The organism is Vibrio sp. QJM3NY_35, assembly GCF_057785915.1.
Map to the genome: position 1 here is coordinate 1,823,593 of NZ_CM173507.1, position 13,839 is coordinate 1,837,431.

Here is a 13,839-nt window from a genome sequence, read left to right on the forward strand (position 1 = left end):
TATCGTTCTTTATCTGATTGATCGTCTCTTGTGAATCACTTCGTTTTTGTTACCTTTCTATTATTCATTAGCTTTTGTTCTTATAGCCAAATATCAACGTCAGATCGTGACCACAATTCACCAGTTTATACCTCCAATTTAAGCACTACTCCAAATGCTAATTGGAACGCGCTTTACCTTTCTACTTTAAACCACTCCCCTGAGCGTGCATTAAACATGCTGCAAACACGCTATATCGGCTCAACGAGTTACGGAGATAAGCTTTACCTTGCGTCTCTTCTGTATCAATACATGAGCCACCGAGATCAGCCGTTCTACGGAATCGCTTCAAACGACAGCGATTACCAAGCGATAGAAACAGCGTTTATTTCTGCTCTGATGAAAGACGGCAAAGGCCAGTATGAACAAGCACAGCAAGGCTTTCTAACACTCTTGGCGAGAATGCAATCTCGCGGTGATTTAACTGGTAAAGCCTTACTAAAGTACCAGCTATGCCGATCGCTTAACGAGCAAGCTAAATACCATCAAGCAAACTATTACTGCTCTGCCCTTGAGTCAGATTTACATGACATCGCTGACCCTGTATTACCAAAATTCGGGACTTATCGAGTCATCGCGAACAATCACCATTTCCGCAGTGACTATCAAGCTGCACTAGACACTTACCTATCACTGATAAACGTGTTTCCACAAGGACATGATATTTCAGGGGTTTACAACGATGTGGGTAACTTGCTCAAAGAATTAAAGCAATATGAAAAATCGGCCGAGTATCTAGAGGAAGCTCTCATTCTCAGAACAAACGCTTCAGATTTAATGAAAGCACAAGTGCATCACAGTCTTGCGGATCTCTACCTCAACCAAGAGCAAAGTGACCTAGCAATTCACCACTTTCAGACAGCAAGAACACTGTTGAGCTCATCTTCGCATAGCTACGGTATCGCACTAACAAATCTTGGCTTGGGAAAAGCATACACTCAAAGGAAAGACTATGATTTGGCGAGAGCCTACCTAATCGAGTCTCTTTCAGCTTCGAGCGAACTGAGTAATGATGTCATTCGCATCAATGCTTACTTGGCGATCAGCGATATGTTCGAGGAACAGAAACTGCCAACTGAAGCGCTCAACTATGCTAAGCAAGCGTTAGAATTAGCTGAACAAGTCACAAGGCATAAATACATCGCGCAGTCACTTCTACAGCTTTCTGATATTCATCCATCACTCGGCGATTACCAACAAGCTTTCTATTTCTACCAGCGATACTCGTCAATACAAATGGAAACTAGAGACATCGATAATCGACTCGCACTCGAAGCGCTCGGCCTGACGCACGCCAAATATGAGCAGGAACTGGAAAACTCTTTCCTGACACATCAGGCGAAACTAGACCGCGTTCAAATTGAAAAAATGGAACATCAAAGATGGATGTACAACATCGTTGTTATTTTGTTGCTTTGTGCTGCAAGCTTTACGGTATTGGTCAACAAAACGGTTCGCGCAAAAGCAGCAATTGATGGCTTAACGAAAGCATATAGCCGAACTGAGATAATTCGAAGAATCAAAAGAGTGAAACGCTGCAAAGGGACGGACAAACAGCATGTACTCGTGCTGCTCGATCTCGATAAGTTTAAGAAGATTAATGATGAGCATGGGCACCCTACGGGTGATCGGGCACTGGTCCATATTAGTGATCAAATTAGAAAACACTTAGTGAATGGTGAATTGTTTGGCCGCTTAGGGGGCGAAGAATTTGCCCTCATGTTAACCGATACCAAACCAGCAGAGGTGCGAGAACGCGTTGAAGAGTTGCACTACGCCATTTCAAGCACTGTCTTCTTATCAGAAAGCAAAAAGTCACTTAATGTGACCGCGAGTTTTGCTTATCTAGCAACCTCAAACGCATTAAGTGACTTTGATGACTTGTATTCAGTGCTTGACCAAGCACTTTATCAAGCGAAGAGTAATGGCCGGAACTGCATCATCGATGCCTATAACGACCCAATAGACTTACCTGATGTTATTTATTCTCAGCCTGTTTGCGAACCAACTCAGCCATGATGCTTTCACGGTCACCTAGGTAATCGTTAAGGCCAACTTTACGTAGTTCACATGCCGGACAATCGCCACAGCCACTGCCAACAATGCCGTTGTAACAAGTCAGTGTTTTGTTTCTAACAAGTTCAAGTGCTGAGTACTGGTCTGCTAGCGCCCATGTCTCAGCCTTGTTTAACCACATTAGCGGTGTTTTGATATCAAGCTGCTTATCCATACCTTGTACAAGTGCAGAGTTCATCGCCTTCACAAAGTCATTACGGCAATCAGGGTAACCAGAAAAGTCTGTTTCACACACACCTGTAATCACGGTTTCAGCACCGATTTGGTAAGCATAAATACCCGCTAGAGTCAGAAATAGAATATTACGACCAGGAACGAATGAATTCGGCAGCCCATTCTCTTGCAGCTCATGAGACACAGGAATATCGTCACGAGTCAGAGAGCTAATAGCCAGTTCATTCAACAGAGTCACATCCATCACTTTATGTGCTTTCACACCAAGCTCTTTTGACAATGACTCCGCAACTTCAATCTCGAGTCTATGGCGCTGACCATAATCAAACGTAATCGCATGAACTTCATCATACTCTTTTAATGCCTGAACAAGACACGTTGTTGAGTCTTGACCACCACTGAATACTACCACTGCTTTTTTCATCTTAAATCCTTACGAGAACCTTCTACTTGCGACTTATCTTGCCCAGCAAAAATACAACCTATGCGATGCTCAAATATTTGTGAGTTTGTATTGATAAGCGCCAATTGCGCTCAATGCAGATATCAATACAAAGCTGAGTTGCGCGGTCTTTTTGGCTGATTGGCTGCAGAGCGATAACAGTGTCGCTAGGAACCGCAGCTCGCTCCAATAAAACGTCAAGTTGTTCGATGTCTTTGTTTGTACCTACTGGATGCTTAATTTCATTAGCACGTTGTAAGGCGCTATCTAAGATTTCCAGTTTCGCTTTCATTGCCACTTTAGGTGACACCGTAACCCAAGTGTCATGTGTGGCTTTTACTTCTGATGTTCCGCTAGTCTCAATCTGACAGCGACAACCGTGCTGCTCAAATGCTTCAGTAAGAGGGACAAGATCATAAATGCACGGCTCACCACCAGTAATCACAATGTGCTTCGCGGTGTAACCTTGCTTGATATATTCATTCACGATTCCTTGCGCATCAATTGCAGACCAAGTCGGTGAATCCTCTGTCTTAACCATAATATCACCAAGGCTCGTTTCATCTTCCGGCAACGCTTCCCAAGTCTGTTTGGTATCACACCAAGAACAGCCTACAGGGCAAATTTGCAGTCGAACAAAAACAGCAGGAACGCCGGTAAATACGCCCTCGCCCTGGATGGTTTCAAACATTTCATTAATCTTGTACAACTTACCCTCAGCTCAATCATTTGATGAAATTAATCAACCGCAGACCTTAAAGCACTTGCCCCTTTTGGTCAAACAAATGAGTACTGATAAATGAGTTGATCAAAGCCCTAGCCTGAACTTTCAAGTTCCCTTATCCTTTCGCCCATTAGATTTCGTTAGCTTTTAATTTTTTAGTAAGGAACAACATGTACAAACTGATTGCTCTTGATATGGATGGCACACTGCTCAACAGTGATAAAGTAATTTCTCAAGAGAACAAAGACGCGATTGCCAAAGCACGCGCTGCAGGTGTGAAAGTGGTTCTGGCTTCTGGTCGTCCTTTAGAAGGTATGCAGAGTAAGTTAGACGAGCTTTCAATCAAAGGCGAAGATGACTTTGTGCTCTTCTACAACGGCTCTATGGTTCAAAACGTCTCTACAAAAGAACTCATTCATAGTGAGATCAGCAATGGTAAAGCCGCGAAAGAGATCGCAGCACTGGCTGTACAGCTTGGTGGTTATGTTCATGCATTCAGCAAGATTCATGGCTTAATCACCCCTGAAAACAATGAGTACACGGCTATTGAAGCGCGTATTAACGGCTTAGAGATTACCGAGTTTGACTTTTCTCAACTAGAAGACAATCACGAAATTATCAAAACAATGATTGTCGCTGAGCCAAGCAAGCTCACCGAAATCATCAGCAAGTTGCCACAAGAGCTTAAGACCCAGTTTACTATCGTGCAAAGTGCACCATTCTTCTTAGAATTCCTAAACCCTAATTCAAACAAGGGTGTCGGCATTGAAGCAATAGCTAAACACTTAGGCATTAAAGCGGAAGAAGTGATCTGCATGGGCGATGCTGAAAACGATCATCATATGCTTGAATACGCTGGCCTTGGCATTGCGATGGACAATGCAATGGAAGAAACCAAGAAGCTGGCAGATCACATCACAGCGAGCAACGACGACCATGGTGTTGCAGTCGCAATTGAAAAGTTTATCTTCAACTCGTAAAAGCTCAACAGGCTTTAGTGAGGTTTACTTTTTGCTTGTTGCACAAATGACAAAGGCTGTGCACTGCACAGCCTTTTTTGGATTTTAAGTTAGTCGGTTCGCCTACTCTCTTTTCCATGGCAGACGAAACGCCACGACGCCAAACAGTATCAAGATTGGGAAACGTAAGGTCTCAACAATAAATGAAGCGATGCCACTGAAAGAGACAAAACTTCCTGCCCAGCTAATCAGCAAATTCCCCGCTAACAACATCGCCATCACTCCAAATACAATCTTGAATGAGAACTGGCCGACCAAAGGCTTCGAGCCTGTTAACGTCACTAGGCATGCAATCGTCATCAAAATAGCGACCCAGAATGAGAATGTTGGCAGTGGCCATATCACCGTGAGAACGATGGAAAGTAAGCATAATGCCCACCAGACACCTTTAGAACTCAGTAAGGCACTAATATCAACATCAGGTTTCGCATCTAATCTGACTATGTGCCACGTCGTTAACGCGCCTAATACGCCACCCATTAATACATCGCTAAAAAATGCACTGCCTGAATAAGACTTAAATAGCATGCTCCAAAGCAGGCCAGCGAGTACTATCAGTATCGATTTTTGCTCCAAGAGGCGCTTTAGTTTCCAAAAAACTAACAAGGTTAAACTGACCCATAAGGCAGCCAACAGGCTTGGGAAGCTATACCCACTGCTCATCACTAGCTTCAATGTTGGCAGGTAGGCATGCGGGCGAGGAAAACCAAAACCTTGGTGTGCGATTAAAGTGAGCAAAGTCACCGAGATCAGAGTGAAGCCAAACTTCAACGCGAAATTACGGCCAAAGTACCAAGCAATTAGCGGCAATATAACGATAAAAACCCATGGCTTCGCCAACAAGTCAGTCAAAAGCACAGTATTCGCGAACACACTCGGCATTCTATCAAACACGTTTTGAAGTGAAACAATCCAGCTCAATTCAACTTGATGGACTTTCGGCGCCGCGCCCACCAGCTCAGTGACGTACGTCACAGGTTGATCAGTGGCCAATAAAAAGAACTCGTTAATCTCAGACCACTGTTCTGGATAGCGGTATTGGTGATCTTGTAATTCAGTAGGAGGAAGTAACATCGCTCGGCTGACTTCCACGCCATAATGAGGAGCAAACCAAATTGGCAGCTCAAAGCCACCTAACTCATTTCGAGCCTTGTAACTGATCACTTCCGAGTCAGAAATACAATCAAACACGACGGCACTGTCGGTATAACCTAGCACATCACCGACCGTTACCGACAAACCCGCCTCTTCCCACGTTTCACGTTGCGCCGCGACTGCTGGCGGCTCACCTGAAACAACAGTGCCTCCCGGTAGAGACAATTGACCTGTGATCAACTCATCAACCAACACGATTTGGTTATCAGCACGTACTACACACAAAGCGCCCGCGATATGATCGGGCAAAGTGTTGTTTGCCCAAGCGGAAGTAGTACTCAAAAGAGACAGTATGAAAACTAATAAATATCGAATAGCCAACGAGTTTACCTAAAAATAAGAGAAAAAGTTAAAGACTGCTCTAGTGTAATCAAACACGCACAAAATCGCTGTCTACGTTTTGTGCAAAGCCTTTCTCATCCATTGAATGTGAGGTGTGAACCCCATTTTTTGATAGAAGTCCTTGGCAGGTGAATTAAAGTCCCAAACCTCTACAAAGACTTGTTCAACCCCATAATCATCAAAAGTCGCTTCAACTTTGCTAAACAACTTTTCAGCAATCGATTCTTTTCGATAATCAGGCAAGACAAATAGTTCATCGACACTGCCCATCGGCACTGGTTTACTCACCGTTGAGATAAGCTCACAAAAATGTCCGGAGATAAAGCCAACAATGAGCTCACCTTTTAATGCCACATAAACCAAGCATTCAGGATCATCCAAGTAACGTGCAATGCTTTTTTCCTGCTCAATCTCTTCTGCCGTTTTAAAGTGCTCTGGGCTAGCAAGGTGGTGATGATGGTGGAGATCGAACATTAACTCGTTAAGTTGTTCCAAATCCGTGTGCTTTGCGGCCCTTAAGGTGACATTCATGACTATTGTGCTTCTCAAACCAAATGAATATTTAAACTGAGTCTAGTTTACTTGCCGCGAGTATCTATACAAGTTATTGAATTAATTCATTGTTTGAAGTGCGTATTTTAGATACAAAAACGGCCACATTGCGTGGCCATTCTGTTTGAATAATTTAGAATTAAACGAATATCGAGGCTGTAGCTCTCGCTTTATACGCCGTTATCTTCTTTCTCTTCTTTGAGTTCAGCAAGCTGTTGTTCTAGTTCGATAAGTTTAATTTCAGCCTCAACTTCAGCAACTCGCTTTTCTGCATCGGTACGATTATCTTGCGCTAGACCATCGGCAGTAACTTGGGTTCGTTGTGCATTTCTTGCATCATCCGTATCTTTCATCGAACCAGCCACACCACCAGTCACACCACCTAATGCAGCGCCCTTCACAGCTAAACTCGCATCTCCAGTTAGAGCACCGGCTGTTGCTCCTAATAAAGCACCACCTACAGCACCACGATTACGTGCAGCATTCTCATTTTCGTTATCCATTGCTGGTGATGCGCAACCAGAAAGAGTCACAATCAGTGTCGCTAAAAGAAAAGGTTTAGTGAATTTCATAGGAGTCTCGCTTTGTTCTTCGTTTGGAGTAGAGCCATCTTAAGCAGAACCGTTAATGAGATAAATAAAGCCACGTTTAGACGATACATCATGTTCAGCTATGTATTATTCAGCCGTCGAATAACTGCTTAGTGATATATAGCTTTGAGCTCGCTTTATCCTCACCAACAAAAAAGGCGACCAATAAGGTCGCCTCAATCTAGCTTTCTCAATAATTTTTGTCTTTCACATGTCGCTCTTAACCTTTGGACCAAAAGTTCTGCATATCCGCCGCACTAGGTGGCGGTCTTACACCGCAGTCTCGGTAGTGGTGTTTATCACCGATCCCCAGTATCTTGCCAGTTTCGTCATCAATCATAGCAGCCACTTTAATCCCATCTCCCACATGGCGAGTCAACACAACAATTTCACCGGCCCTTTCAGACCTTACCGCACCTAAGATTTGATATTCGTAGCGGCCTTTCCTTGAATTGACGATCATCTTCGAATTAATAGGGTCGGCTTCATACCCCACACCGATATCAAAAACCGCTTGATAGAGAGCTACGCCAGTCTTGGATACACATTTAAATACCTTAGGATGACTCAAAGGCTCTAACAACGCTCTACTCGCTTGATCCTTTGAAGTACTAGCACTAGCAGCACCACTAACCAGTAAAGCAATCAACAAAAAGTAAGCTCGCATAAAAAGACCTCAATATGTGGGAATCATAATGAGGTCATAGTAAACGCAATGGATAAGCGGATGAATAAAGTAGAGTTTAGGTAAACCATCACGCTGGCTTATGTATTAATATACGAGCCGACGATCAAATTACCAAAACAACTAAGCCTATTTACCGAGCTTTTCAGCAATTTCCGTTAAACTGGTAGGGTCATCAATCGTCGAAGGCACCACATATTGTTCACCTTCTGCGATCTGTCGGATGGTTCTACGTAAAATCTTACCTGAGCGTGTCTTAGGCAACCTCTCGACCACCAAGGCTTGCTTAAAACAGGCTACCGCACCAATCTCATTTCGAACCTTTCCAATCAACTCCTCTTGTAACTCTATACCATCGACTTTTACACCATCTTTCAGCACAACTAAACCCAGCGGTAACTGCCCTTTTAAGTCATCGTGAATACCGACAACGGCACATTCAGCAATCGCTGGGTGACCACCCACGATCTCTTCCATTTCACCAGTAGACAATCGATGTCCTGCGACATTAATCACATCATCAATACGACCCATGATAAATAGGTAGCCATCTTCATCGAGATAACCGCCATCACCCGAAACGTAATAACCCGGGAATTGGCTCAGATAGCCAGATTCAAATCGATCATGATTACGCCAAACTGTTGGTAGACAACCGGGTGGCAATGGGCGTTTAAGAGCCACAAATCCTTGTTGATTAGGCTGAGCTATTTCACCGAGTTCATTGAGAATCTCCACTTGGTAACCCGGAACAGGTTTAGTGGAAGAACCCGCTTTTACAGGCAATGATTCAAGCCCTGTTGGATTGGCAGAAATAGCCCAACCCGTTTCGGTTTGCCACCAGTGGTCGATAACCGGTTTATTGGTATGAGACTCGACCCAATCCAATGTTGGCGGGTCTAAACGCTCGCCAGCCATGAAAATCGACTTGAGTGATGATAGGTCATACTTGGTAAGTAACTCGCCTTTGGGATCTTCTTTCTTAATGGCTCTAAATGCCGTTGGAGCAGAAAACAGCACATCGACGTTGTATTCTTCACACACTCGCCAGAATGCGCCGGGATCTGGCGTTCGTACTGGCTTGCCTTCAAACAAAATGGTCGTACAACCATGAATCAATGGTGCATAAACAATATAGGAATGCCCGACCACCCAACCGACATCAGAAGCTGCCCAAAACACGCCATCTTGTGGCATATCGTAGATAGTACTCATCGAGTATTTCATGGCGACCGCATGACCACCATTGTCACGCACCACACCTTTTGGCTTACCCGTAGTGCCTGACGTGTAAAGAATATACAAAGGATCGGTTGCCAAAACAGGAACGCAGCTGTGTGGCAATGCATCGTTAACCGCTTGCTGCCAAAGTACGTCGCGTTCATTGCTCAATTCAGCTAAAGACTGCTCTCTTTGGAATACCACCACTTTTTCAGGCTTCCAACGACTGTCCATGATCGCTCTATCGACCATGGGCTTATATGGCAAGACTTTATTTATCTCGACACCGCAGGAGGCGGTAATCAACACCTTCGGCTCGGCATCTTCGATACGTACGGCAAGCTCATGAGGAGCAAAACCTCCAAACACCACCGAATGCACCGCACCTAGTCGTGCACAGGCCAGCATTGCCATCGCCGCTTCAGGAATCATTGGCATGTAGATAACAACACGATCGCCTTTAGTAACGCCTTGCATAGCTAACATACCAGCGACTTTTGCCACTTGGTCACGCAATTGATGATAAGTGTACGAGGATTGATTTCCTGTAACTGGAGAATCGTAAATCAGTGCGGTATTGTCACCTCGCCCATTTTCACAATGATAATCAAGCGCCAACCAACAAGTGTTCATCACCCCATCAGGAAACCAACGTTCAATACCGTTTTCGTCAGTTTGTGATATCGTTCTGGGTGACTCAAACCAATCAATGACTTGTGATTGTGTTTCCCAAAACGAATTGGGGTCTTCCCTCGCCCATTGATACTCGGTGATATAGTCTGTTTTTCTATTCATTCGATTTGTAGCAGACATAGTGCCTCCTCCATGATTTATCCATTGTTCCAAGCGCTTAGCTTTTTGGCAGTGTCACTTGGGTGCACTCTTTTCTCAGCGTTGTGTTCATGAAAATTTGACCGTTCACGACAATCGCTTCACTTGGGAAAAGGCACACGAATGGCACCTTCCATGATCACTCGGGCACTACGACTCATTATCGCCCTCTCAATGTTCCACCCACTTTCTGTTTGTACCGCTTTAGCCCCCACCTTTAACGTTCCTGACGGATGACCAAAAGTCACAAAATCTCGAGAACCCTCACCGGCTGCCAAGTTCACTAACGTACCCGGAACACTCGCCGCTGAAGCAATGGCGACTGCAGCTGTTCCCATCATGGCATGGTGCAATTGCCCCATAGACAAAGCACGCACCAGAAGGTCGGTGTCTTTGGCTGCGACCGATTTACCACTGGAGGCTTGATACGCTTGAGGCTTAGCAACAAAGGCAACCTTAGGTGTGTGCTGGCGTGATTCAGCTTGTTCTAAAGAATCAATAAGCCCCATCGCTACTGCACCATGTGCTCGGATGGATTCAAACAGAGCCAAGGCTTTGGCATCGCTATTGATGTCCGATTGAAGCTCTGTGCCTTGATAACCAACCGATTCAGCATCAACAAAAATGGTGGGTATCCCTGCATTGATGTATGTCGCTTTGATGCAGCCCAATTCGGGAACATCTAAGAAATCGACAACATTCCCTGTAGAAAACATTGAACCACTCGCATCAGCTGGGTCTAGGAAATCAACTTGAATCTCAGCAGCGGGGAAAGTGACACCATCGAGATCAAAGTCACCCAACTCTTGGACTTCACCATCAGCGATAGGCACATGAACAATAATGGTTTTCTCTATGTTCACTTGCCATACTCGCACCTCGACCACGCCGTTTTCTGGAATACGATTCGAATCGACCAGTCCACTATGAATAGCAAATGGGCCCACTGCAGCAGACAAATTACCGCAGTTACCGCTCCAATCAACGAACGGCTTGTCTATTGCCACTTGACCAAAAAGGTAATCAACATCGTGATCGGCTTTACTGCTTTTCGATACAATAACGGTTTTGCTGGTGCTTGATGTCGCACCACCCATACCATCGGTTTGTTTGCCATAAGGATCCGGGCTGCCAATCACTCGCAGAAGTAATGCGTCTCGTGCTTCTCCGGCAACTTGCGCAGCTTCAGGTAAGTCCTCGAGATTGAAGAAAACCCCTTTACTGGTACCTCCACGCATATAGGTTGCAGGTACTTTGATCTGTTTGATGTTCATAACCAGCTCCTACTGTGCGAGAAAGTCTTTGGCGAAACGTTGCAATACGCCACCAGCACTGTACACATTCACTTCGTCTGCCGTGTCTAGTCGACAGGTTACTGGCACATCCAGCTTTTCACCGTTTTTACGAGTAATGACTAGAGCCAAATCAGAACCTGCTTCAATGTCGCCGTACACGTCGTAAAGCTCGGTGCCATCCAATTCTAAGGTGTTGCGATCCGTCCCAACTTTGAATTGCAGAGGCAGCACACCCATGCCAACCAAGTTGGTTCTGTGAATTCTTTCAAATCCTTCAGCCACAATCACTTCAACACCCGCTAAGCGCACCCCTTTGGCTGCCCAGTCACGTGATGAACCTTGTCCATAATCGGCACCGGCAACAACAATCAAGGGTTGTTTACGGTTCATGTAGGTTTCAATCGCTTCCCACATTCGCGTAACTTGCCCCTCGGGTTCAACTCTTGCCAATGAGCCTTGCACGACTTCTCCAGCGTCTTTCACCATTTCATTAAACAGCTTCGGGTTAGCAAAGGTCGCTCGTTGCGCGGTTAAGTGATCACCTCGATGAGTCGCATAAGAGTTAAAGTCCTCTTCTGGAACTTCCATTTTCGCCAAGTACTCACCTGCCGCACTCGAAGCGAGAATCGCGTTTGAAGGCGATAGATGATCCGTGGTGATATTGTCACCTAAGATCGCCAAAGGTCTCATACCAGAAAGGCTTCGCTCACCAGCCAGTGCCCCTTCCCAATATGGAGGTCTGCGAATATAGGTACTTTGAGGTCGCCAATCATAAAGCGGCTCAGTAGTTACCTGATCCTCGTCTGGCTGGAACATTTTCACGTAGATTTGTTGGAATTGCTGAGGCTTAACATGGTCACCGACAACTGAATCGATCTCAGCATCACTTGGCCACAAATCACTTAAATAGATTGGATTGCCGTTATTGTCTGTTCCTAGGCTGTCTTTTTCGATATCAAAGCGAATCGTACCCGCCAAGGCATAAGCAACCACCAATGGCGGTGAGGCTAAAAACGCTTGTTTAGCATAGGGATGGATTCGACCATCAAAGTTTCGATTCCCCGACAACACAGCGGTTGAGTACAGGTCACGCTCGATGATCTCTTGTTGGATTTTAGGATCCAACGCCCCACTCATCCCGTTACAGGTAGTGCACGCATAGCCGACGATACCGAAGCCCAATTGTTCAAGTTCAGGAAGCAAACCTGCCGACTCGAGATAGAGTTTGGCAACTTTAGAACCCGGCGCAAATGATGTTTTCACCCACGGCTTACGAACTAATCCAAGCTGATTGGCTTTCTTAGCAACCAATGCCGCGGCGACCACGTTTCTTGGGTTACTGGTGTTAGTACAAGAAGTAATTGCCGCAATAATTACGGCACCATCAGGCATCTGATCATCGCTGTACTGCTTAGCATGCTGCTCTTTCCAAGATGCTTGACTGATGCCTTGTTCAGCCAGCTCTCTGGTTGGCAAACGGCGATGAGGATTTGAAGGCCCCGCAAGGTTACGCTCAACTTTAGACAAATCAAACTCAAGCACACGTTCGTATTGAGCGGAATCTAAGTCATCAGCCCAAAGTCCGGTTTGCTTGGCGTAACGCTCTACCAATTCAACCTGTTCAGGCTCTCGCCCTGTAAGCTTGAGGTATTGAATTGTCTGTTCATCGATATAGAACATACCCGCAGTCGCGCCATATTCTGGAGTCATGTTTGAGATGGTTGCACGGTCACCAATGGTCAGTGCGCGAGCCCCTTCACCGAAGAATTCCAAGTAGCTTGAGACCACTCTCTCATTGCGAAGGAACTCAGTAATCGCAAGCACAATATCCGTTGCGGTTATCCCTTCTTGTCTCTGACCAGTCAGTTTGACGCCGACAATATCAGGCAAACGCATCATTGACGGGCGACCGAGCATCACTGTCTCAGCTTCCAATCCACCGACACCAATGGCGATGACGCCCAGAGCATCAACATGAGGAGTATGACTGTCGGTACCGACACAGGTATCTGGGAACGCGATGCCCTCTTTGGATTGAATCACCGGAGACATTTTCTCCAAGTTAATCTGGTGCATGATCCCGTTACCAGCAGGAATCACACTCACGTTCTTAAACGCGGTTTTACACCATTCAATAAAATGAAAACGGTCTTCGTTTCTGCGCTCTTCAATGGCGCGGTTTTTATCAAAGGCTTCGCTATCAAAGCCTGCGTGTTCCACTGCCAGAGAGTGGTCAACAATCAGTTGGGTTTCAACAACGGGGTTCACCTTGGCAGGGTCTCCGCCTTGGTCGGCAATCGCGTCTCTTAATCCAGCCAAATCAACCAAGGCTGTTTGACCAAGAATGTCATGACACACCACGCGCGCAGGATACCAAGGAAAATCTAAGTCGCTCTTACGTTCAATGATCTGTTTTAAGCTGTCTTCAAGGGTTTCAGGATCACAACGCCTTACCAATTGTTCCGCCAACACTCGCGACGTATAAGGCAAAGTTTTGTAAGCTCCCGGGGATATCGATTCTATCGCTTCACAAGCGTCGAAATACTCTAAATGAGTACCGGGTAAAGGCTTACGGTACTGATTTCGTTCAAGGTTCTGGGTCCGTTCAAGTTTCACATCAGACATACATCCACCATTATCTGTTAAATTCTGTTCGTTGATTCTCAAGGCCTTATCATATGAAGATAAAAGTCA

Annotated in this window: 11 protein-coding genes; 2 read left to right on the top strand and 9 right to left on the bottom strand. The window is 45.4% G+C overall.

Features of this window, described 5'->3' with window-relative positions; translation table 11 throughout:
• The first annotated feature begins 30 nt into the window (after positions 1 to 30).
• Positions 31 to 2,058 carry a diguanylate cyclase gene (locus AC3CH3_RS08380; RefSeq protein ID WP_488536936.1) on the top strand — a complete coding sequence of 676 codons (2,028 nt, stop codon included), beginning with the start codon at positions 31 to 33 and terminating at the stop codon, positions 2,056 to 2,058.
• Here the strand turns inward: AC3CH3_RS08380 and queC are convergent.
• Both queC and queE read right to left on the bottom strand, forming a co-directional pair.
• Positions 2,018 to 2,713 carry a 7-cyano-7-deazaguanine synthase QueC gene (queC, locus tag AC3CH3_RS08385; RefSeq protein WP_488536937.1) on the bottom strand — a complete coding sequence of 232 codons (696 nt, stop codon included), beginning with the start codon at positions 2,711 to 2,713 and terminating at the stop codon, positions 2,018 to 2,020. The genes AC3CH3_RS08380 and queC overlap by 41 nt on opposite strands.
• 58 nt (positions 2,714 to 2,771) lie before the next feature.
• A complete protein-coding gene (gene queE, locus AC3CH3_RS08390; protein WP_488536938.1) occupies positions 2,772 to 3,440 on the bottom strand; it encodes a 7-carboxy-7-deazaguanine synthase QueE in 669 nt (222 codons plus the stop codon).
• 185 nt (positions 3,441 to 3,625) lie between these two features.
• Here queE and AC3CH3_RS08395 point away from each other — a divergent pair, with 185 nt between their 5' ends.
• The gene (locus tag AC3CH3_RS08395; protein ID WP_488536939.1) at positions 3,626 to 4,435 is read left to right on the top strand and encodes a Cof-type HAD-IIB family hydrolase; all 810 of its coding nucleotides are present in this window, start codon (positions 3,626 to 3,628) and stop codon (positions 4,433 to 4,435) included.
• Positions 4,436 to 4,537: 102 nt separating this feature from the next.
• Here AC3CH3_RS08395 and AC3CH3_RS08400 read toward each other — a convergent pair whose 3' ends face one another.
• From AC3CH3_RS08400 to acnD, 7 genes are all read right to left on the bottom strand, one after another.
• Positions 4,538 to 5,950, bottom strand: a complete 1,413-nt coding sequence (locus AC3CH3_RS08400) for an NUDIX domain-containing protein (RefSeq protein ID WP_488536940.1) — start codon at positions 5,948 to 5,950, stop codon at positions 4,538 to 4,540.
• 72 nt (positions 5,951 to 6,022) lie between these two features.
• On the bottom strand, positions 6,023 to 6,502 hold the full coding sequence (locus AC3CH3_RS08405) for a GNAT family N-acetyltransferase (protein ID WP_017100229.1): 480 nt from the start codon (positions 6,500 to 6,502) through the stop codon (positions 6,023 to 6,025).
• 191 nt (positions 6,503 to 6,693) lie between these two features.
• Positions 6,694 to 7,095, bottom strand: coding sequence for a YMGG-like glycine zipper-containing protein (locus tag AC3CH3_RS08410; RefSeq protein WP_019824723.1), 402 nt, complete (start codon positions 7,093 to 7,095; stop codon positions 6,694 to 6,696).
• A 238-nt stretch (positions 7,096 to 7,333) separates the two neighbouring features.
• Entirely contained in the window at positions 7,334 to 7,780 is a 447-nt protein-coding gene (locus tag AC3CH3_RS08415) for a hypothetical protein (protein ID WP_488536941.1), read from the bottom strand.
• Positions 7,781 to 7,927: 147 nt separating this feature from the next.
• Positions 7,928 to 9,832 carry a propionyl-CoA synthetase gene (locus tag AC3CH3_RS08420; protein WP_488536942.1) on the bottom strand — a complete coding sequence of 635 codons (1,905 nt, stop codon included), beginning with the start codon at positions 9,830 to 9,832 and terminating at the stop codon, positions 7,928 to 7,930.
• A gap of 119 nt (positions 9,833 to 9,951) precedes the next feature.
• Positions 9,952 to 11,124: a 2-methylaconitate cis-trans isomerase PrpF gene (gene prpF / locus AC3CH3_RS08425; protein ID WP_488536943.1), complete on the bottom strand. Its 1,173-nt coding sequence runs from the start codon at positions 11,122 to 11,124 to the stop codon at positions 9,952 to 9,954.
• Between the two features lie 9 nt (positions 11,125 to 11,133).
• Positions 11,134 to 13,770, bottom strand: a complete 2,637-nt coding sequence (acnD, locus tag AC3CH3_RS08430; RefSeq protein ID WP_488536944.1) for a Fe/S-dependent 2-methylisocitrate dehydratase AcnD — start codon at positions 13,768 to 13,770, stop codon at positions 11,134 to 11,136.
• Positions 13,771 to 13,839 lie beyond the last annotated feature (69 nt).

Coding starts and splice junctions, on each gene's coding strand:
- queC (WP_488536937.1), bottom strand. CDS start 2,713: ATGAAAAAAGCAGTGGTAGTATTCAGTGGTGGTCAAGACTCAACAACG.
- AC3CH3_RS08395 (WP_488536939.1), top strand. CDS start 3,626: ATGTACAAACTGATTGCTCTTGATATGGATGGCACACTGCTCAACAGT.
- AC3CH3_RS08405 (WP_017100229.1), bottom strand. CDS start 6,502: ATGAATGTCACCTTAAGGGCCGCAAAGCACACGGATTTGGAACAACTT.
- AC3CH3_RS08410 (WP_019824723.1), bottom strand. CDS start 7,095: ATGAAATTCACTAAACCTTTTCTTTTAGCGACACTGATTGTGACTCTT.
- AC3CH3_RS08415 (WP_488536941.1), bottom strand. CDS start 7,780: ATGCGAGCTTACTTTTTGTTGATTGCTTTACTGGTTAGTGGTGCTGCT.
- AC3CH3_RS08420 (WP_488536942.1), bottom strand. CDS start 9,832: ATGTCTGCTACAAATCGAATGAATAGAAAAACAGACTATATCACCGAG.
- prpF (WP_488536943.1), bottom strand. CDS start 11,124: ATGAACATCAAACAGATCAAAGTACCTGCAACCTATATGCGTGGAGGT.
- acnD (WP_488536944.1), bottom strand. CDS start 13,770: ATGTCTGATGTGAAACTTGAACGGACCCAGAACCTTGAACGAAATCAG.